17 protein-coding genes are annotated in these 20,204 nt (G+C 49.6%); 1 reads left to right on the forward strand and 16 read right to left on the reverse strand.

The window, feature by feature from the left end:
- Positions 1-28 precede the first annotated feature (28 nt).
- The 7 genes from NE619_RS08030 to NE619_RS08060 form a co-directional block, all read right to left on the reverse strand.
- Positions 29-784, reverse strand: coding sequence for an exodeoxyribonuclease III (locus tag NE619_RS08030; protein ID WP_256131891.1), 756 nt, complete (start codon positions 782-784; stop codon positions 29-31).
- 119 nt (positions 785-903) lie between these two features.
- Complete coding sequence (locus NE619_RS08035; protein ID WP_256131892.1) at positions 904-1,773, reverse strand: anthrax toxin lethal factor-related metalloendopeptidase; 870 nt, start codon at positions 1,771-1,773, stop codon at positions 904-906.
- Positions 1,774-1,922: 149 nt separating this feature from the next.
- Positions 1,923-2,369: a hypothetical protein gene (locus NE619_RS08040; RefSeq protein ID WP_256131893.1), complete on the reverse strand. Its 447-nt coding sequence runs from the start codon at positions 2,367-2,369 to the stop codon at positions 1,923-1,925.
- A 12-nt stretch (positions 2,370-2,381) separates the two neighbouring features.
- Complete coding sequence (locus tag NE619_RS08045; RefSeq protein WP_256131894.1) at positions 2,382-2,822, reverse strand: LytTR family DNA-binding domain-containing protein; 441 nt, start codon at positions 2,820-2,822, stop codon at positions 2,382-2,384.
- A 171-nt stretch (positions 2,823-2,993) separates the two neighbouring features.
- The gene (locus tag NE619_RS08050) at positions 2,994-4,373 is read right to left on the reverse strand and encodes an MFS transporter (protein WP_256131895.1); all 1,380 of its coding nucleotides are present in this window, start codon (positions 4,371-4,373) and stop codon (positions 2,994-2,996) included.
- 76 nt (positions 4,374-4,449) lie between these two features.
- Positions 4,450-7,566 carry a UvrD-helicase domain-containing protein gene (locus tag NE619_RS08055; RefSeq protein WP_256131896.1) on the reverse strand — a complete coding sequence of 1,039 codons (3,117 nt, stop codon included), beginning with the start codon at positions 7,564-7,566 and terminating at the stop codon, positions 4,450-4,452.
- A 135-nt stretch (positions 7,567-7,701) separates the two neighbouring features.
- Positions 7,702-8,172 (reverse strand): pyridoxamine 5'-phosphate oxidase family protein, encoded by a 471-nt coding sequence (locus NE619_RS08060; protein WP_256131897.1) that lies wholly within the window; start codon positions 8,170-8,172, stop codon positions 7,702-7,704.
- A gap of 114 nt (positions 8,173-8,286) precedes the next feature.
- Between NE619_RS08060 and NE619_RS08065 the strand changes: the two genes are divergently transcribed.
- Positions 8,287-9,690, forward strand: a complete 1,404-nt coding sequence (locus tag NE619_RS08065; protein WP_256131898.1) for a PLP-dependent aminotransferase family protein — start codon at positions 8,287-8,289, stop codon at positions 9,688-9,690.
- 679 nt (positions 9,691-10,369) lie between these two features.
- On the opposite strand, the gene NE619_RS08070 is transcribed toward NE619_RS08065, so the two are convergent.
- From NE619_RS08070 to NE619_RS08110, 9 genes are all read right to left on the reverse strand, one after another.
- On the reverse strand, positions 10,370-11,146 hold the full coding sequence (locus NE619_RS08070; protein WP_256131899.1) for an EFR1 family ferrodoxin: 777 nt from the start codon (positions 11,144-11,146) through the stop codon (positions 10,370-10,372).
- 56 nt (positions 11,147-11,202) lie between these two features.
- Positions 11,203-11,922, reverse strand: coding sequence for an ABC transporter permease (locus NE619_RS08075; RefSeq protein ID WP_256131900.1), 720 nt, complete (start codon positions 11,920-11,922; stop codon positions 11,203-11,205).
- Positions 11,922-12,764: an ABC transporter ATP-binding protein gene (locus NE619_RS08080; RefSeq protein WP_256131901.1), complete on the reverse strand. Its 843-nt coding sequence runs from the start codon at positions 12,762-12,764 to the stop codon at positions 11,922-11,924. Before NE619_RS08080 ends, NE619_RS08075 begins: the two co-directional genes overlap by 1 nt.
- A gap of 126 nt (positions 12,765-12,890) precedes the next feature.
- Positions 12,891-13,802 carry a LytTR family transcriptional regulator DNA-binding domain-containing protein gene (locus tag NE619_RS08085; protein ID WP_256131902.1) on the reverse strand — a complete coding sequence of 304 codons (912 nt, stop codon included), beginning with the start codon at positions 13,800-13,802 and terminating at the stop codon, positions 12,891-12,893.
- Between the two features lie 139 nt (positions 13,803-13,941).
- Positions 13,942-15,162, reverse strand: coding sequence for a saccharopine dehydrogenase family protein (locus NE619_RS08090; RefSeq protein ID WP_256131903.1), 1,221 nt, complete (start codon positions 15,160-15,162; stop codon positions 13,942-13,944).
- A 5-nt stretch (positions 15,163-15,167) separates the two neighbouring features.
- Positions 15,168-16,844, reverse strand: coding sequence for an APC family permease (locus NE619_RS08095; RefSeq protein ID WP_256131904.1), 1,677 nt, complete (start codon positions 16,842-16,844; stop codon positions 15,168-15,170).
- 144 nt (positions 16,845-16,988) lie between these two features.
- Positions 16,989-17,951, reverse strand: coding sequence for a helix-turn-helix domain-containing protein (locus NE619_RS08100; protein WP_256131905.1), 963 nt, complete (start codon positions 17,949-17,951; stop codon positions 16,989-16,991).
- A gap of 141 nt (positions 17,952-18,092) precedes the next feature.
- Entirely contained in the window at positions 18,093-19,319 is a 1,227-nt protein-coding gene (locus NE619_RS08105; protein WP_256131906.1) for an ABC transporter permease subunit, read from the reverse strand.
- The gene (locus NE619_RS08110; RefSeq protein ID WP_256131907.1) at positions 19,316-20,191 is read right to left on the reverse strand and encodes an ABC transporter ATP-binding protein; all 876 of its coding nucleotides are present in this window, start codon (positions 20,189-20,191) and stop codon (positions 19,316-19,318) included. Before NE619_RS08110 ends, NE619_RS08105 begins: the two co-directional genes overlap by 4 nt.
- Positions 20,192-20,204: the final 13 nt, after the last annotated feature.

Consider the following 20,204-nt stretch of genomic DNA (forward strand, 5'->3'; position numbering starts at 1 on the left):
CCTTTTTTAATTTCTCTGAGGCTTTGCTCTATACATCCAGTTCCAGCACCACCGGGCAGTGGTCGCTGCCCATGATGTCGGTCAGAATTGACGCATCCTTCATCTTTTCTTTCAGGCGCTGAGATACCAGGAAGTAATCAATACGCCATCCCGCATTGTTCTTTCTGGCGTTAAAGCGATAGCTCCACCAGGAGTAGATGCCCTCGGTCTGCGGATAAAAATAGCGGAAGCTATCGACAAAACCCGCATCCTGCAGAGAGGTCATTTTTTCCCGTTCCTCCGGGGTGAAGCCTGCGTTCTTTACGTTGGTCTTGGGGTTTTTCAAGTCGATCTCTTTATGAGCCACATTCATATCACCGCAGATAATGACGGGCTTTTCCCGATCCAGCCGACAGACGTAATCACGGAAATCATCTTCCCACTGCATACGGTAATCCAGACGTTTCAGCTCATTCTGGGAATTGGGCACGTACACGTTAACCAGATAGAAATGTTCGTATTCCAATGTGATTACCCTGCCCTCGTGATCGTGAACATCAATACCGATTCCATAGGCTGCGGAAAGCGGTTCTTCCTTTGTAAAGACAGCTGTTCCTGAATAGCCCTTCTTCTCAGCCGAACACCAGTACTGATGATACCCTTCCGCAGGGACCTCTGCCTGCCCTTCCTGCATCTTTGTCTCCTGAACGCAGAAAATATCCGCGTCCTGCTCTTTTATAACGTCCAGAAATCCCTTTCCCATACAGGCGCGGATTCCGTTTACATTCCAAGATATTAATTTCATAATTTTTTCTCCTAAATTGTTTTTCCACTCTATTATAAAGAATGTACGCATAAGAATCAAATATTCCCGCAATTTAAAACCGCCTGCATTCTCTGCAAGCGGTTTTGATTCAATTTTTATTAGAACTGATCTACCTTTGATTTCACATAGCTGTATGTTCTCGGCCGTTCGCTCTTAAGCTTGCTTGGATTCTCCGTATAGTTTTTGAAGGATTCCGCAAAATATTCACCGGAGCTCTGCGTTACGTAAGCCTTGTTGCTGTAATTGTATTTTCCCTTTTCATCGTTATAGATATCTTTGAATTCGCTGGTGCTGTCAGCCCTTCCTGTCCGATAGGAAACGAAATGTCCCAGCTCATGATATACAACGGAATTGGCCGCTTTCAGCTCAATCGTCTTTGTCGCTGAACGGAAAACACCCGAGTAGCTTACTTTCGGATTGACAACAACTTTATAGCCGCCGCTTTCAAATGCATTCAGAACGCCCGGGTCCGCGTTAGGTGCGATGCTTCTGATCTTCACCTCGCCGCTGGTGCCGCTTGATGCCGCAGCCGCCGTATTGGTCTTTGTGGTAGTCGTTGTTTTAATCGTTGTCTTTATCGTCGTCTTTATTGTTTGCTTTTTCGATTTCTTTTTGGTAATCGTCTTGGTAGTCGTTACGACTGTTTTCTGTGTTTTGACTGTTTTTGCACTGTATTTTTTCGTGCTGGTACTCTTCTTTGTCTTCTTCTTAGTGACAGTCTTGCTCTTCTTGGCCTTTTTCTTTAACTTCTTAACCTTTGTCTTTTTCTTTACTGTTGTCTTTGTGGTGGTTTTGGAAACAGTAGCTGCCAAAGGCGGCGCGTCATCCTCTATCATTACGACCTGACCGGAAATAATACAATCGGTCCCCGCGTCTTCATTGGGATTCGCAATGCAAAGGCCAATCATGGCAACCATGATCAAGCCGATACAGACTTTCGTCAAGGCCTCTTTTTTTATCGCACTCATAATTACACCCCTTTCCCTTTGGATGTAACTTTATTTTATACTGCCCCGAGCCTGTCTGTCAACACCTAAAATCAAGAAATTTCAACGGTTTCAGAGGTTTCACTGTAACTTTTTTGCCGATCTCCTTCCATTCGGTCAGTTGTGGGATTTTACGATTCTTTCCGATTTTTTTTATATTGACCCAGCAGGCCGTCATACCGCTTTCCCGTAACGCGGAAGGCCAGTTCAAAGCTTAGTGTCATAACAACGAATATGACCAGAAAGATACCGATAAAAATAAGCCAGCTTATCATGTTGTCCGCCGGAAACCAGCGAAAAATTAAAGCAAACGCGGTCAGGAGCACCAGGAAGGGTATTACGAAAATAATCATTCTTGTGGTGTACTTAGCCTTTTTGATGATCCAATCCGGCACAAAGGCGATTCCCTGAATAAGCGTGCCCAATGCCGAAAGAATCAGCAGCTGAAGGATAACCCAAATACTGAGTTCCTCTTCTCCGTAGACCAGCGCAATGGCTCCGTATACGCACACGCAGCCTGTGAACATCATGCACGCATAATTTTTCCACTTTATCATACCATTTATAAATCTATTCATTATCTTACCCCCTTACAGCAATCCCAGTTTTTCTTTGATCGTCGAAACGTATTGCCGCGAAACACTGAGATTCTCCCCATTGGACATCTGCACCAGCATGCGGCCCCCAAAATCAGGCCGCAGGGACTGGATCTGATTGAAATTGATAATTGTGGACTTGGAAGCTCTGAAAAAATCACTGCCGCCCAATTGCTCCTCCAGCTCGTACAGTCTCAGCGGCGTCTCGTAAACATCCTTTGTCGTATAGAAAAAGGTTTTCTTATCGACCGTATCAATATAGAGGATCTTTGCGGCCTCCAAAATATAGGTCCTGCCATCCTTCATCCCTGTAATTTTCTTTTCTGAAGCCCGCAGCAAAGCGATCACCTTTAGAATTTGAGGTGTCGTCTCCCGGCAGTTAATAATCACTTCTGTCTCACAAAGCTCCTGATTTTCGTTAATCTGTATTTTCATAAGCCCTCCTTTCGAGATGGCCATCTCTCTTCTCTGGCTTTATCTTATTCAAACTGCCGCTGCTTCGCAAGGGGTTTTGACTATGGTGCGCGATTTGCTTCCTAAGATGAAAAAAACAGCGTGCGAGCAGTTCTGCCGCGCACGCCGTCCAAGTTTATCGCTGATAAAAGATCAATTCTCTTTATTTCTTTCCGCCAGCTTTCGCTGGATCTCTTCGAACTTCTTTTTGGTGATGGGGTACCTGGAAAGGGAAATCATGGCCAGCACCAGGAAACAGGCCGGTATGACGGTCACGGAGTTCTGCACCCAGGTGAGAGCTGTCTCGGTCTGCACCTGCGCGCTGCCGTCAAAGCCCGCCAGCTGCAGAACAATGCCCAAAAGCTGCGAACCTATACCGGAAGCCAGCGCTTCCACCAGCCCCTGCAGGGAAACGATGGTTCCCTGACGCTTTTTCCCGGTTTCCAGCTCATCGTATTCGCACACGTCATAGATGATCGACGGCATGAGCTGCCAGTAAATGGAGGTGGAAACCGCTACGAAAAACACAAAGACGTACAGCTGCCACATGCCTTCTACTCCGATAACTCTCGCCGCTGTGACGGAAACCGCACCAATACCGAACACCCACATCAGGGCCGTCCGTTTGTCCGTTGCCGCGCTGATCCTGCGCATAATCATAATGAGAATGACGCAGACAGCGGTCCGGTACAGGAACATCCCGGAGATCTGCTCCGCGGAAAGCCCATGGTTATAGGTAAAGTAATAGACCAGGTCCGAAGTAAACATCGCATAGCTCACCAGCGCGAAGAGGCTGGTAAAAAGCAGATACTTGACAGGTTTTAATTTGAGGACCTGCCAGTATTCGCGAAAGATTTCAATCAGATTGGGTTTGGGCAGTCCGGTCTGTTCTCCTTCCGGCGCAGGCTGATCCTTTGACTTTGCCGCACGGGCCGTAATAAAAATCGAAAGCATGGAGGTGATGCCCACAATGGCGCCTGTGGCAGACCATGCTCCGTTCACCGACAGGCCTCTGTCTGTAAGAAATGCCACCAGAATAGTCGGCATAACCATGGCGACCACATTTCCCATCATGTTAAAAATCGAGGCGTATGACCGCAGCTCTGTCCGTTCGTTATAGTCCCTGGTGTACTCCGCCCCCAGGGCAAGATACGGGACAAAGAAACCCGTATAGGAGGTCCAGAAGATAATCAGGATCGCCCCGTAATAAAAGGGCTTAATCTGCGGGATCAGGTCTACTGCCGTAAAAAGCAGATAGGTAGAGGCCGCTATGGGCAGGGCCATAATTGCCATGAAGGGTCTTCTCCTTCCCCACTTGGTCATGGCATGGTCGCTGAGGTATCCGATAATGGGGTTAATCAGCGTATTCCACAAGGCTCCCACCACGGTGATCGTTCCGGCAAACGCCGGCTCAACACCGGCGACCGTAGTAAGGAAGAAAAGCAGAAACGTACAGATAAAACCGTAAGAAGCGGCATCCCCATAAGCAGCGGAGGCATATTCAATTTTGTTTTTAAATCTTAACTTTTCCATATCCCTATCATACTCTATCGTCCTACCGGATAGTCAATGGGTTTTGTAATATTTTTTTGTTGTTTTTTTGCACCTTTTAAAAGTCAAACAGCTTCAGTTGTTCCGCCTGGGGAGCGCTTTTCTTTTTAAAGGCTTCTTCCCGCCTCAGGCAGCCCTTCGGCATTTCATCAATGAAGGGCGACGGCTCTTCTGAGGTCAGCAATATCAGCTCTTCCCTGGCCCTGGTCAGACCCACGTAAAACAGCCGCCGTTCTTCCTCCATATCCGCATGTTTCATGGGAATACAGTCCTCATTGACGCCGCATAGAAAGACTACCGGAAATTCCAGCCCCTTCGCCGCATGGAGGGTCATGAGGGTAACCGCTCCCGAATCATATCGCTTTCCCGATGCGCTGCGTCTCAGGTCCTGTTCTTCACCCAACAGCAGCTCGTCTAAAAAAGGTCCCATTTCATTGTAGAACACAGCCATGTCCGCCAGACGGGACAGGGGTTCGTGGTTGGAAAGACCTGTTTTCTCTGCCCATTTTCTCAGAAGGGACTGGGGCTTTTCCCTCTTCATTTCCGGCAGAAACAGCTCCTTTAGGTACTGGCACGTTTCTTTGAGATCCGTCTTGAAAATTTCCCTGCAGGCGGTCTGCATCTGCTCCTCATAAACTTCCGGCTCCGGCAGGCAGCGGAAAAAGAGGATGGCGGCCCGCACTGCCGGATCCTGGAGAAACGGCTCCCTTCCTGTAATGACGCAGGGAATGCTCTCTTTTTTCAAGCATTTTTCCAGCAGCTTGGCCTGATGATGCGTTCTGTAAAGGACGGCGATGTCGCCAAAGCTTCTGTGGGTTTCCCGGCTGCCGGCGAAGTTCTGGGCATCCATCATATCCATTCCGCCGGTCATACGGTTGATTTCCCTGGCAATGCAGATGGCCTCCGACATACGGCTCTCCGCCGTTATGATGCGTGGCTTTTCTCCATCTGCCGCACATGCGGTCAGGATCCGCCGCTCTCCGCTGTTGTTTTCGATAACCGGCAGCGCACAGTCGATGATCTGCGGGGTACTGCGGTAGTTTCGGTCCAGACGGATGCGCTTTGTTTCGGGATACGCCTGGCTGATTCGCTGAAAAACGCCGGGGTCGGCACCCCTAAAGCCGTAGATAGACTGGTCGGGGTCGCCGATTACAAAGAGGCTTTCCGCCCGGCGGGACCAGGCTAAAATCAGCTGAAACTGGATATCGTTAATATCCTGCAGTTCATCGACCAGAAGATGTTTGCCCGGGAAAAAATCCGGCAGCTGAGGACTTTCTCCCGTCAGGCGCAGCACCTCCAAAAGCAGGTCGTCGAAGTCGAGAAACCCTGCGTTTTTAAGCCTGCTGCTGTAATCCTCACACGCATCCAAAAGCTTTTTATCATCAATGCCGATCCCCGCCTTATGTTGGGATACCTTTCGCAGCAGCTTTGCCGGAGACAGGGTAAGGGAACAGGCCTCCGCAGTCTGTGCGGCCAGCTGCAGCTGCAGCTGTTCCTCCGCCAGAGATACCGGCTTTCCTGCTTTTTTCAGCATATCCAGACAGATGGCGTGGAAAGTCCCAACTCTCACTCCCCGCCCCTTATCGGGACCCAGCCTTTCCATCAGCCGCAGCCGCATCTCGCCCGCGGCCTTATTGGTAAAGGTTACAGCCGTTATATCAGAAGGATTTTGCTCTTTTCTATCAATGAGAAAGGCGATCCGTTCCACCAGGGTATAGGTTTTTCCTGTTCCCGGTCCTGCGATTACAGCTACTTTGCTTTCCTCTGCTTCCGCGGCGGCTTTCTGCTGCGGATTTGTTTCCTGCGCTTCCGGAGCCGGTTCTGTTTTCGGTTCCGGGGCTTCCTGCGGCAGCGGGCGGGCGGCACGCTTCTTTTTCGGCTTTTCCCCCGCCGGAAGAGGGCAGCTGCCAAAGAGACTCATCTGGCCGCACAGCTCCTCGATTTCTTCCTTCCCGATAATCTTTATTTTTCCGTACTCGCCGTCGTAGCCCGGTATTCGCTCCACCTTTCCCTGGCGAAGCCTTCGAATCCCCTCTTCAATACAAGGCCCGGCGCTCTTTCCGATATCCTCAAGGGGCAGCTCTCTCAAAATGGAGAATTCCGTGCCCAAGTCCTTCAGCATGGCCTCATATTGCCGCTGTACCTTAACGCTGGCAGGCGATTTGTCCGTAGAGGCAGCGATAACCTCCGGAAGGGGGACCAGGCTTTCAAAATAGCCGCCCTGGGACTTTCGATAATCCTCTCCCCGGTCCGCCAGCTGCTCGACTCTATGGAGTACGCCAATGGTAATCTTCTTGCCGCATACCGGACATTTTCCTCCATACTCGCTGGTTTCCACAGGGCTCAGGCACAGATCGCACTTGCGGTGGCCGTCCATGTGGTATTTGCCCTCCTCTGGGAAAAATTCAATGGTCCCTGAAAGACCCTCGCCTTTCTGAATGGCATTTGATATGCCTTCATAGGAAAGGGGGATGTCCAGCAGATTGGCTTCTCTTCCCAGCTTGGCCGGTGAATGGGCGTCGGAATTGGAAACCAGATTGTAACCGTCCAGCGCCGACAAACGCCAGTTCATCGGTGGGTCTGATGACAGGCCGGTTTCCAAAGCATGGATGTGTCCGGTCAGATCGCCAAAGCATTCTTCGATGGTGTCAAAGCCCGAAAAAGCGCCGAAGAGAGAAAAATGCGGCGTCCAGATGTGCGCAGGAATAAAGACGGTTCTGGGGCAGACCTCCAGTGCGATCTCCAAAAGGTCCCTGCTGGAAAGGCCAAGAATGGGCCTGCCGTCGGAATGGATGTTGCCGATGGCTTCCAGCCTTCGCGACAAATGCTCCGCATCTTCAAGACTGGGCAACAAAATCAGGTTGTGGACCTTTCTCGTCTTTTCCCCCTGCTTGTAGATGGAGCTGATCTCGCCGGACAAAATAAAGCGCGGCCGCTTCTCATCGGAGGTAATGGCGTCCCTGATCCGATACTCGTCCTTGAGGACGTACAGCCCTTCTTCCGCCGGGGACAGCTTTTCCTTCAGCTCCTGCCGCCATGCCGGATGGGTAAAATCTCCGGTTCCCAGAATGTCGATTCCCTTTCTTCTGGCCCAGAGGTCCAGATGCTCCGGCACGCATTCTCTGCTGGTAGCCCTGGAATATTTGGAATGGATATGTAAATCCGCAATATACATTTTGTTTCACCTGCTTTTCATAAGATGTTTCTATTATAAATCGCCCGCCCAAAATAGCAAAGAAAAAAGACTGCTTTTGCGTATTGCAGAAACAGTCTCGCCTTTTCTTATTCTTATCCGTCTTTCTCTCCGTCTTTATCCTCTCGTTGCCTTTCCGCTGATCTTTTCGATGTCCATTCTGAGAACGTGCATCTTATCAAAAGCCGAGTTTATGTACTCTTCTCCTGCTTCCAGGTGATCCGGGGATAGTTTTTTCAGAATTGCTGTGATGCCCTTTCTCTTTTCGTCCTTGTCCTCCACTACCCGCACGTTTCCAAACACGGTAACGGAGCGGTACTGAGTATTGAATTTTTCAGGCATCAGCTTTACAGAGTCCACCACGTTCAGGCAGGCGCTGCTGTTGGCTGCCAGATTTTCCAGTCTGTGGCCTTCCTTTGCGCAGTGAAAGTAAATCGCTCCGTCCACATAAACAAAGTTCATCGGTGTTCCATACGGAGTGTTATCCGTGCTGATTGTGGAAAGTACGCCGTATTCCGCTTTCTCCAGAGCCTCCAGCGCTTCCTCCTGAGATATGGCTTTTTCTTTTCTTCTCATTTCTTTATCCATTTGGCACCTCCTGTTTTTCTTGTTTTCTTCTTGCAATGAGTATACAATGAAATTGGTTTTTACATAAGTACCAATCATTACATTTTGACAGGAGCCAATTAAAAAGGAGAAATTATGTTATACATTGACCGGGAAAGCGGGCTGCCGCTCTATGAACAAATTTACACTTCTTTTGTCCGTGAAATTCTTTCAGGGTCCCTGGCCGCCGGGGATCGTCTGCCTGCTACACGAAAGCTGGCGGAAGAGCTTTCCGTGGGGAGGAATACGGTGGACAAGGCTTATCAGCAATTGGCTGCCGAAGGCTACATCGAACCGCGGATCGGCAGCGGATTTACGGTAAATGAAATTCCGCTGCAGCTGTCATCAGGCGCACCCTCTTATTCTCCCCGTGAGCAGGATGCCCCTCCGTCCCGGCCGCCGGCCCGTTACGATTTTGCTTACGGTTCCGTGGACAATTCGGTCTTTCCTCACGATCAATGGCGGAAAAGCGTAAACAATGCCCTCAGCGCAATGGAGCTGGAGCAGACGATTCAATATCCCTGCCGCCAGGGGGAGCTGGTTCTCCGTCAGGAAATTGCCCGCTATCTGCAGCGCTCCCGGGGCGTTGTCTGTGACCCCGATCAGATGGTGATAACCTGCGGTCAGCAGCATTCCATGGAGATTATCGCCAATATCTTTGAAAACAGCAGCAAAAACTTTGCCATGGAGGAGCCGGGCTATGATGGAATTCGGGCGATCTTTGCCAACCATCATTTTCAGCTGCATCCTGTAGCGGTGGAGTCTGACGGTATCTCCATACCGGCTGTGAAAAAATTGAACGCGGATCTTTTATATGTCACCCCTTCCCACCAGTTTCCCACCGGTGCTGTCCTTCCCATCGCAAAGCGCAGGCAGCTGCTTTCATGGGCTCAGGAAACGGAGACGTATCTGATTGAGGATGATTATGACAGTGAGCTTCGCTATTACACCAATCCCATTCCTTCCCTCCAGTCTCTGGATATTCATGACCGGACCATTTATACGGGGACCTTTTCCAAATCCCTGGCTCCATCCATGCGCACGGCCTATATTGTTTTCCCCAAATCCCTGCTGCCGGCGTACCGGTCTTATTATCATCGGTATAATTCTCAGGTGTCGCCGCTGCACCAGCTGGCTCTGGCGGATTTTATCGGCTGCGGGGGCTATGAACGGCATATCAACCGGCTGAGGACTGTTTATCGGAAAAAGCAGGCGGCCCTGCTGGCCGGTCTGGAAAAAGTCTTTGGCGATACCATATCGGTTTCCGGCGGCGGTGCCGGGATACATCTTCTGCTGAATGTAAAAAGCCCTTTCTCTCAAGAGGAGCTGATTGAAAGGGCTGAGCGCATTGGTATTCGCTTTTATTCCACGGAGGTCCTCTATATCGAGCCGCAAAACTGTCCCCGTTCCCAGCTGCTGCTGGGTTTTCCCACTATACCCGAGGAAGCCTTTATGGGGATCCTGGAGGATCTGCGGGATGCCTGGGAAATCGAAGGGTGAAAGGTTTGAAGAGACCGGCGTTGGCGGTCTCTCAGTATGAGGCGTCTGCAGACTCAAGGCCGGCAAATATGTGTAAATTATTGGTAAAACGTGTACAAAACAATAAAATCGCGTGTTTTGTACACGTTTTGAAGAGACTGCGAAAAGTTACACGCTTTTCAATAAGCCTGCGGCCTGCGAGGCAATCGGCAGCACAAATTTTCACTTCTAGGCGGCTCCATGCTCCGTCAAACCTACAACTTTGTGGTGCGGATTTGAGGAAAAGGTTACCGCGGCCTGGGTGCGGATAGGCTGCGGCCCGGGCCGCAGCCGTTGGGCACATGTATGAAACCCTACTCATACGGCAATTTGCGATTTTCATCAACACGCAACAAGAAATCGGGCTTTTGTTGACCTTTTTTCAAGGATACAGCGCCTGCAAGCTCAAAAACTTGACCAATCTGCGGTTTTGGACCAGCGCAGAGGCCGCAAGCCTTGGAAATACCTCAACAACTATGCCAAAACGCTCCCGGTGTTGAGAAATTATGCATATTCCTAAAAAATGGATGCGCTTTCTGCCCACCTGGACACCTCCGGCCCGGGTCAGGCCGCAGGAGATCGCAACCCTGCCCCCGCCCGGCGCAAGCTTGCCCGACACAGCCTCGCCCAACTCATCCCTGTCCGACACAGCCCCACTATCTTACAAAAACAGCTCCGGCTCTTTCCTGTCCATGAACTTGGTTTCCAGCATGCCCCTGATCTTTACGATCGGCTCGGCGGCGATGTATTTTGCGTCCACGGGGCAGCTTTTTACACAGGCGCTGCACAGAATGCAGCCCTGATCCACGATGCGAGGATCATCTCTATGTATGACTTGCATCGGACATTTGTCCGCGCAGATCCCGCAGTCGGTGCAGGCATCCGTGGTTTTGGGCAGGAAGGGCATATCCGGCATGGGATCTTTATACGGCCTGTTGCCTTTGACCTCGATGGCTGCCAGCTGGCTGTTCTTCAATTTATCTGAAATTTGTTCGCCAAAACGCTTTGCGCAGGCAAGATCTTCGCCGTCGGGCCGTCCGGCAGCGACCTTTTTCGAATAGGAATGCTCCCCGATGAAGGCTCCTGCTCCGATGACGGAAAAACCGCCCTCTGTCAGAATATCCTGTCCCTCAATGAGGGCATCCTCATAGTCCCGATTTCCGTAAACAGCTGCCAAAACTGCCGAGGTACCGTTTCCTTTTACCCGGCGCAGAGGGGCCTGCAGCACCTCCGGCACCCTGCCTGCGTATACCGGATAGCCTAATACCAATATGTCCTGGTCGCTAAAGGAATACTCCCTGTCTCTGACCTCCGGTTCGGTAAGATCTATTGTTTCCAATTGGCAGTCCATCGCCTGACTGATGCCCCCGGCTATGGCTCCGGCAATTTTCCCGCTGGTGCCTGTCGGACTGAAATACATTACAATTACTCTTTTCATGATTTCCTCTCCTTTACTTATTCGCTTATTATAGTTATGGGAGGAGAGTTTGTCAATTAATTGTCCGTGCCCCGCTTCCGGTACAGCACCATCAAAATTATTGAGGCAATGACGATCCATCCAAGAACCGTTGCGGCCCGAATCAGCGAATCGGAGGAAAGAAGCGTACCCTTCTGCAGCGCGTACACCAGATCCAGGGTCGGCTGGCAAGGGGTGAAAGCCGCGACTGCGTCCACGGTTTTATTAAGGCCGTTAAAAACTGACGGCAGCAGGAAAAGCATCATGACCGGTACCTCATAGACACCGGCGTTCATCTGGTCTCTGGCCAGAATTCCCACAGAACCGCCCAGCAGAATTAAGGGAATTCCGCCGATCACAGTAATCACAATGAACATCGGCAATAGCTTTGCGTCCACGCCTGAAATGAAGAAGATGACCGTATTGCTGATTAGCATAATGACACTGGTAACCAGTATTTTAGCGGTAAAAATCTCGACTCCGCTTACATTGGAAAGCATCAGCGTGCGCATGGTAAATTTTTCTTTTTCCTCTGCAATGGTCGTGGCCGGAATCATGACGGAAATCATCGCCAGGTTTAATCCCAGGATCATATTTATCAGGTACAGGGCCCCAATACCAAAGTCAGCCAGTATATATTTATAGATAACGGCAAAGGCGATGGGTATAATGCAGCTGACAAACACCGCCATATTCTTAAAAAAGTCGATAAAGTCCTTTTTAAACAAAATCCTTATTTTTCTCATTGAAAGCTCCATTAGAATTCCCTCCCCGTCAGCTGTAAAAATATTTCTTCCAGATTCGGCTCACTGCTGTGAATCGTCATGCAGTCGCCGTTTTTAATCAATTCTGCGATCCGTTCCGCGCCCGCCTCGTTCTTTTGCACGGTAACATACTGTCTGTCTTTTGTCATAACACGGATCTCGTCTCTGGCAAATTCCAGTTTCAGATCGCGGGGAGTACCGCAGGCAATCAGCTTTCCCTGGTTGATAATTCCTACACGGTGGCAGAGCTTATCCGCCTCCTCCATATTATGGGTGGTCAGGAATATGGTGGTTCCTTCTCTATTCAGGTCCAAAAGCAGACTGTGGATTTCCTGGCTGGTAGCCGGGTCCAGGCCGCTGGTGGGTTCATCCAGAAACAGCAGCTTTGGGTGATGCAGCACGGCCGACGCTAAAATCGCCCTCTGCTTCATGCCCCGGGAACATTTTTTAAACAGCTGTTTCCTCTGCTCGCCCAGGGATACTCTATCCAGCACCTCGCTCACCTGGCTGCGGCTGATTCCCCTGAGGTCAGCAAAAAAGTTCAAATTATCCTGTATGCTCATCCGTTCGTACAGATTGCTGGTATCCGAAAGAATTCCGATTTCATCGTAGTCGGACCGGGTCACCTTGTCGATGTCCTTGCCAAGCAGAGAGATTGCTCCCGACTTTCTCTTCAGCTGTTTTGTCAGAAGTTTGATGGTCGTGGTCTTTCCTGCGCCGCTGGGCCCCAGAAATCCAAAGATCTCCCGCTCCCTTACCCCGAAGGTCAGGTTGTCGATGGCAAAGCCCAGGTCAAACCGCAGACATACCTTTTTCAGTTCAATCAAATTTTCCATTTATATGCCTCCTTTTGTCTTGTGGCTTTGATTATGCCCCGAAGGACCATTGGACGCAATGGTTTTGGAGCCATGGGAGCCAAAAAAGCGACCAGCGGAGCTATAGAAGGATAAACGGAGCCGCCCCTACCAGTTGTAGGTTTCCTTCATCTCCGCGACTCTGCCCTTGGCAAGGGGAATCTGGCTGTGCTGCGAATTGTTGAGACGCAGGCTGTAGCTGTTCTTCGTCCATTTTTCGATTTCTTCCACTTTCTGCACGTTCACGATATAAGATCTGTGACAGCGGAAGAAGCCAAACTTCTTGAGCATTTCCTCCAGTTCGTCCATGGTATGGGAAACCTGATAAGTGGAATTTCTCACTGACAGAAAATTGGCCTTGTTCAGGCTCTCGATGTAGTCGATGTCCTTAGGCTCAAAGAGCAGCGTCTTTGAACCCGATTTAGCAGCGATCTTCTGGGGAAGCATTTCGCCGGGATCTGCCTGCGGGCCGTCTTCCTCAGAAACGGCTTCTATGTATCTCCCGTCTTCCTTATAAAAAGCCGTTCCTGGCATCAGCAGCGCATGGCGCAGAGACGGCGTGGTAGTCACAAACTTCGTTCCTGCCTCCGCTTGCTTTCCGACCCATTTGAGAATCGTTTTCTGGCTTTCTCCGTCAATATTTGAAAGGGGATTTTCTAGAAAGCACAATTTGTTTTCCGCAAGACTGATTCGGGCGAAATTGACGCGCATATGCTCGCTGACCGTGCAGAACCTCAGTTTTTTTGTTTTGATTCCGCCCAGCTCAAATTCCTCCATGGCTTCCGCACAGTCCCTCCGGCTTCCCGACAGCTGCTCAAAAAAACGCAGATACTCCCGCACCGTCTGCCGCTCATAGCCGCCGTCTGTCCGCAGGATCCAGGATGTCTCCCGCTGCCCGTATATCTGTAAAAACGCTTTGCGGATTTCTTCCTCCTCTTCCTGGCTGCATTCGATATGAATGCTTCCGTATCGAGCAAGCTCCCCTAATAATTCCTCTGTGGTTTTGTATTCTCTTTCCATCTGCCCTTAATCCTTTCCTGCATGCTGGCTTTATTGTACCACAGAACCCGCCTGGCAAAAACCAGAACAAAGACCCGAAAACAATTCGGGCCTCTGCCAATTCTATATTATATTTAGGAGTACATTTTTCATGTAATGTTTACAGTGGTTTTACTTCTACTTCCAGCGTGATATCCAGTTTCTCCGCATAAGCCAGATACTTGTCGCATTCTTCATAGGTCAGCATATCCGAGGAGATCAGTCCGGTCTGGTCGTAATCATCGTTTACAAACATTTTTGTAAACAGGGATCCACACTGCCCGGTCAGATACATTTCGCCCGTGATACCGGCCCGTTCAAAGGATTCCTGACAGCCGGGCGCGTACAGGTACGTCTCTACCATCACCTTCTTGCCATCCTTTGTTCCGGTGGCTTCAATGACAAACGCGCCTTCGTCCTTTACCAGCCCTTCTTCCAGGATCTCTTTGATCTCATCGTAATACTTCGGTGCCGGCGGCAAATGAGACACAATTGTATCAAACGGAATAAAGGTGTGGCCCTTATAGGTTTCCTCTTCTCTGGACAGCAGTCCCGCTCTGTAAAGCGGTGTGGAAAAGTCAATGCCGACTCCGCCGTATTTAAAGTTGATATTCTTGGCGCCCTTGAAATGCGTATCTTTGTTTAATCCCATGTAAACCGTCTCATCGTGGGCATGCTCCACCAGAGTAACAGGACGTTCACAGCCCTTGAAGTGACGAACCACAGGCAGTGAATGGGGCTCTGTTTCTACCAGCACGCCATCTTTCAGGGCAAAGGTCGGGTCGGTCATATCGGACAATGCCGTAAACGGAGACCACCAGAACGGCAGGAAACGCTTTGCTTCCACGCCTTCATAAACCATCATCAAAATGTCATCGCAAGTATCCAGTTCCCGCATGCAGCTCTTGGTGGCGACGCACATCATTCCCGGCGCCGAGCCTGTGCCGATAATGGCCATCTTTCCGATTTCCTTAAACTTCGCGCCATAATTGTCATAGAGCATCTGTACGCAAGTGGGCCACCAGGGGTCCAGGATATCGGTAGCCGCGAAGTCCTGATAGTTAGCTTTTACGGCCAGCGCCGCGTCCAGCACCTTCGGCGCAAAGGCGATTGGCAGAGCGTTTACGATCAGATCGACCCCTTCCGCCGCCTTAATGATGCTGTCCACATCGTTGGCGTCTACGATTGTGCCCTTTGCTTTCTTCAGAATTTTAACCAATTCGTCAACGGCTTTTTTGTCGTAGTCCGCACAGATGATTTCTCCCACATTTGGCTCTTCGTCCATTCTCTGTGCCACGGTTGAACCCTGCGCGCCTGTTCCTAATACTAAAATCTTTTTCATATCTGTCAGCTCCTTTTATTTTTTTCTATCTCAATATTTTTACTAAACCATATAAACAGAATGCCTGCCACAGCCAGGATGATTCCGCCCCACTTCAGGCCTGTCAGAATCTGGGGAATCGCATTGCTGAACATATCGTAATCGTCCGGCCCCCAGCCGCTGTAATCCACTTCATACCACTTGAGCCATATCTGCCCGATAAAGGCAAACACTCCCACTACCAGCATATAGATGCCCAGGCGCTTTATGTCTCCAAAGGCCAGCCTTGTCTTGCTGTTGATCGGATTGGCCGCCGGGTCCAGCTTGTACAGTCCGCCGTAGAGCCATTTGAAAATCAGGTATGCGATCGGACCGGAAGCCGTTGCCGTCAATCCCAGGAAAAAGTAATCCGTTCCGTTGACCAACAGCGCTATCACAGAAATCACCATTGGAAAACCTGTGAAAAATGCCAATCCCGCATTTCCTCCCGGCATTACGTAAAGTCCCTGTTTTTTTCGCTCTTCTGCCGGATATTTCTTTCTCAGTTTAATAACTGCCAAAGATAACACGATGTACATGGCCAGAATGAACACGACCTCAATGTTGACCAGAGTAGCAAAATCCGACTGGGCCAGAATCAATGTGACGATTGCCAAAGAGATGATGCCGACATAAGGTACGCCGCGCTTTTTACTGACTTTTACCAGGAATTTCGGGCTCAGGTTGTCATCCGCCAATACGAAGAAGCCTCTGGAACCCGATGCCAAATAGGTATTAAAAATTGCACACTGCGCGATAATCGCGATCACCAGGAAAACGTAACCCCACGCCTGACCTAAATAAGTAGTCAGAATCGTTGCGTAACCGATGCTGCCGTTTCCATATCCGCCGTCGGTCGCCCAGTTCTCCCAGGACCCTTCCGGCAGGCACGCCAGTCCGCCCAGCGTCGGCAGTACATAAGAAATTGCGATTAGTGGCATTGCAATCAGCAGCCCTTTGGGGATCACCTGCGGATTTTTTACTTCACCGGCCATATTGGAAATGCACTCATATCCACAGTACATCCAAATGCACACACAGATTCCGCCGCCTAAACCGTCCACCAGATTATAACCTTCCGGCACAAACGGTTCGACTGGGTTGGTCTGCCAGTTAACCAGTCCTACAATCGCAACCAGCATAAATGCTAATAGAATTAAAATGGAAAGAATCGTACTTACTTTTTCGACTTCCTTGACTCCCATCAAATTAATAATGGTAAAAATTAAAATCATTCCGATTTTCAGAATATGTACCGCAAACTCAGATATTGGAATCATTTGGCTCACATAACTGGCTACCAGCGCAACATAGGTTCCATTTACAATATATGTTGAAACCGTTGCCCACCAGCCTGTCTGAAATCCCCAAAATTCTCCAAAGGCTTCTTTTACCCATACATATACGCCGCCTTCCGACGGAAGCATTGATCCGCACTCCGCAACCATGTTGCTGATCGGCAGCGCCCATATAATTGGAAAAATTACTAACAGCAGCAGCGTCATGCCTGGTCCTGCTTCCGGTATCATTTCTTCAATACCGAATGCTCCCGCTCCTACCAAACAGTAGAGCATAAATACGATACCCGCTGCTTTCACATCATATTTCTTTAACCCCGCCACACCTTGAGCGTCTGCTCCGGTATTGGCCACCTTTTGTTCCATGCTGTTCCACCTCCCTTTCAAGCATTGTCAGTTTGTTTTGTTAATTGGGAGTTTACTGTATTTTCGCAATATTTCGCAATAGCACAAAGGTGTTAGCGGGGGTTTCGTGCAAATATGTTAGATTTTTGTAACAAGAAAGTTACTTTACAGATCAATTTTGCTGACATTGGAAATCTTATAAATGATTTCATGTCTGCTCTGGGTTTCTGTTTTTCGAAAGATATGATTGATATGACGCTTTACGGTATTCTCCGATATGGACAATTCCCCGGCAATCTGCGGATTGCTCTGTCCACAATTGAGCAGATTGAGCACTTCCTCTTCTCTGGCCGACAAGCCATACTGCCGCGCGATGACCGCCACAGCATCTTCCGGAGCCACCTGGCGGCTTCCCAGCTTGAGCGGATCTTTCTTGACAAAATAATAAATGAGAAAAAGGCTCAGTAACGCATAGAGCAGCAGTAACGGATCCAGCCCGTAGATTTGGTTCAGATTGCTCTCCGTTCTGTACCAGGTGCTGTAATCCCAGTAAGCAATCCACAGCATATATAAAATCAACGGCGCCAGCAAAAAAACATACAAATTTTTACTTCTGCTGAGAGAATCCTTTTTACGAAGCTGCCAGAAACAAAACAGGCACACGCCGATCACAAAAACAACGTATGCGGCATTGAGCGTCTGCAGCACGATTTTTCCCAATCCTGTTTCCACCATCAGATAGGAATCATACCTCCCCAGTGAAATGGACAGAGCCTGCGAACCGATTTGATACAGAACAGAAACCCAAAAGCACCATTTAATCTTCACTTTGTCCTGCAGTTGGAGCATAACGATAATCAGATTGAGCCAGGCAACAATCAGCAGGCTGAATAAAATGTCAGAAACCGTAATCAGCGCAAAGGCTACCCCTCCCGCCACATTTTCATTGAGAAAATAGTAAGTGATAAAATCCACCACCATGTAAAGGAACATGGCTGCGACAAAAAGCAAAATTGCCAGGTTCTGTTTGTCCCTTTCCCGTATACGCAAAAGAGCGCTGAGCGTGAGCCCCATACCGCCTAAAATAATGACTGCTATGTATATGAAATTAAAAACATTGTTTGACATTCCCTGCCTATCCTTTCCTGCATACTGGTTTTATTGTACCACAGAACCGGCCCAAACCAGCAGAAAAAAGGAGCTGCCTCCTGCGGATTTTTATCCGGGCGGTCAGCTCCTCACAGCATTTATAATTTCATTCCTATGGGATTAAGCTTCATGTTTGCAGTAAAAGCGGACGGTTAAAATCAAAAACAGAGGCAGCTCGATGGCAGCCGCGATAAAGATTACGTAAGGCGACCAGAACCCCGTATCGCCAGCTTGCAGGAAGGTGGTGCCTGTCAGTTCGAACAGGAAACTGTGGGTGAGTCCCACGCCCCCTGCCGGCAGAAGGCAGCTGATCCATTCAATGATATTGCCGCTGCCGATACTGGAAATCAGCGACGGCAGAAGGCAGAAAACCAGCGCCAGAATCATGGATACTACCGCGGTCCTGGTCTTGGAGGAAATCATCAGAATAAAACTGATCATGGACAGGAATGCCACGAATCCGACTGCTACCGTCAGCTTTTGAACGCCGCCGGCCGTCAGAGGTGCCAGGACCGTAACGCTGTAAGTAAACTGAATCGAAGCATCCAGGCTGTCCCATCCGTAAACCGTATTGACGATCACAAGAAAAATCGCCATGCAGACGGTAAAGCAGGCCGTTGAAAGAATAAGGGCGGAAAAGATCTTCACGCAGGCCAGTTTTGTCCGTCCGTTTCTGGTACACCGAAGAATATCATCGGCCCCGGTCTGATAATCGGAGGAGAAAAACGGCGCGGCCAGAATGCTGCAGAGCATCACCAGCAGGATATTCAAAAGCAGTACATAGTCAGCGGCATCGCTGTTGGCATAGCCATAGACAAAGGTAAACGGCTTCTCCACTTGCTCATTGATAGCAATCGCTTTTTCCTGAATTTCAGGGCTGTGGGGATATTTAGCGGCAATGGACGCAGCCACCGCGGCATCCCGCTGCCCGTAGAAATTTCTGGCGTCCCGGTCATCAATTTTGCTCAGAGGCCTGGGCAGCCCTTCATCATCCTGATATACCTGCCATAGGGACGCCAGCAGCATCTTGGTGGGGTGGCCTCCTTTCTCATAAATGTCTTCCACATCCTCTTTATTGTCTCCCCGGTTTATGCGGAACACCTCTTCAATCCGTTCCTCTGTCAGCGGCCCTTCATAGGGTTTCATCCGCTCCTTGTTTGCTTCGATCGCTTTAAATCCCGTGATCTTGACCTCCTTCCCCTGTTTATCCGTGTAGGACCAGGTGGTATAATGGATCACAGTGAGGGCCATGACAATGGAAAGCACGAGAGCAAGGGCCAAAAGGATTTTAGTCATACGGCTTGCGAACACCTTTTTTATCTCAAGTCCAATTAAACGGATCATCATGCTTCCTCCTTTCCGGAAAACAGCCACAGATACAAGTCTTCCAGCCGCGGCGGAACAGACTGGGAACCCGGCAGAACGGGTATATCCGATAAGTATCGCATTCTGACATTGCCTGTATCCTCGTTGCGTACATTAATAATCTTCAAGCGAGCTTCATAAGGCCCCAGCTTTTCCTGCGTAAGGCTGACTTCCCAAACCTTTCCTTTTACCATTTTTACCAATTCCTCGGTGGTCCCGATATCAATGATTGCCCCATCCTTCATAAGAATGTTGCAGGTGGCGATGTATTCCACATCAGGGACAATATGGGTGGAGATTACCACAATGCGGTCCTTAGCAAACTCCGACAACAGGTTGCGAAAGCGGATTCGTTCCCCCGGGTCCAGCCCGCTGGTGGGTTCATCCAAAATCAGGATTTCCGGATTATTGAGCAGCGCCTGGGCGATTCCCACCCTGCGCTGCATCCCGCCGGAAAGCTTGCGGATCTGCTTGTTTCGTACCTCTTTCAAGGTCAGTTTTTCCATCAGCTCCTCAATTTTTCGGGCAGTATCCTTTCTGGTCAGTCCTTTTAAGGCAGCCATGTACTCCAGATAATCCCTGACCCGAAATTCAGGATAAAAGCCAAAGGTTTGAGGCAGATAGCCGAAGATATCACGGTAGGCTTCCCCCATTTCCTTTATTGGAATACCGTCGTAAAGGATCTCGCCCTCCGTGGGGGTAAGGATTCCGGCGACCATGCGCATGAGCGTGGTTTTTCCGGCTCCGTTGGCACCCAAAAGCCCCCATACCCCTGGCGTTATCTCCAAATTGACCCCGTCAACCGCTGTTTTGTCTTTGTAGGTTTTTTTCAAATTTTTTATTTCCAGTTTCATAATTGACTCCTAT

This window comes from Anaerovorax odorimutans (assembly GCF_024459955.1).
Classification (GTDB): domain Bacteria; phylum Bacillota; class Clostridia; order Peptostreptococcales; family Anaerovoracaceae; genus Hominibacterium; species Hominibacterium odorimutans_A.

Excerpts from the sequence above, each read along its gene's own strand:
- NE619_RS08030 (WP_256131891.1), bottom strand. The coding sequence starts at position 784 with ATGAAATTAATATCTTGGAATGTAAACGGAATCCGCGCCTGTATGGGA.
- NE619_RS08035 (WP_256131892.1), bottom strand. The coding sequence starts at position 1,773 with ATGAGTGCGATAAAAAAAGAGGCCTTGACGAAAGTCTGTATCGGCTTG.
- NE619_RS08040 (WP_256131893.1), bottom strand. The coding sequence starts at position 2,369 with ATGAATAGATTTATAAATGGTATGATAAAGTGGAAAAATTATGCGTGC.
- NE619_RS08045 (WP_256131894.1), bottom strand. The coding sequence starts at position 2,822 with ATGAAAATACAGATTAACGAAAATCAGGAGCTTTGTGAGACAGAAGTG.
- NE619_RS08050 (WP_256131895.1), bottom strand. The coding sequence starts at position 4,373 with ATGGAAAAGTTAAGATTTAAAAACAAAATTGAATATGCCTCCGCTGCT.
- NE619_RS08055 (WP_256131896.1), bottom strand. The coding sequence starts at position 7,566 with ATGTATATTGCGGATTTACATATCCATTCCAAATATTCCAGGGCTACC.
- NE619_RS08060 (WP_256131897.1), bottom strand. The coding sequence starts at position 8,172 with ATGGATAAAGAAATGAGAAGAAAAGAAAAAGCCATATCTCAGGAGGAA.
- NE619_RS08065 (WP_256131898.1), top strand. The coding sequence starts at position 8,287 with ATGTTATACATTGACCGGGAAAGCGGGCTGCCGCTCTATGAACAAATT.
- NE619_RS08070 (WP_256131899.1), bottom strand. The coding sequence starts at position 11,146 with ATGAAAAGAGTAATTGTAATGTATTTCAGTCCGACAGGCACCAGCGGG.
- NE619_RS08075 (WP_256131900.1), bottom strand. The coding sequence starts at position 11,922 with ATGGAGCTTTCAATGAGAAAAATAAGGATTTTGTTTAAAAAGGACTTT.
- NE619_RS08080 (WP_256131901.1), bottom strand. The coding sequence starts at position 12,764 with ATGGAAAATTTGATTGAACTGAAAAAGGTATGTCTGCGGTTTGACCTG.
- NE619_RS08085 (WP_256131902.1), bottom strand. The coding sequence starts at position 13,802 with ATGGAAAGAGAATACAAAACCACAGAGGAATTATTAGGGGAGCTTGCT.
- NE619_RS08090 (WP_256131903.1), bottom strand. The coding sequence starts at position 15,162 with ATGAAAAAGATTTTAGTATTAGGAACAGGCGCGCAGGGTTCAACCGTG.
- NE619_RS08095 (WP_256131904.1), bottom strand. The coding sequence starts at position 16,844 with ATGGAACAAAAGGTGGCCAATACCGGAGCAGACGCTCAAGGTGTGGCG.
- NE619_RS08100 (WP_256131905.1), bottom strand. The coding sequence starts at position 17,951 with ATGTCAAACAATGTTTTTAATTTCATATACATAGCAGTCATTATTTTA.
- NE619_RS08105 (WP_256131906.1), bottom strand. The coding sequence starts at position 19,319 with ATGATGATCCGTTTAATTGGACTTGAGATAAAAAAGGTGTTCGCAAGC.
- NE619_RS08110 (WP_256131907.1), bottom strand. The coding sequence starts at position 20,191 with ATGAAACTGGAAATAAAAAATTTGAAAAAAACCTACAAAGACAAAACA.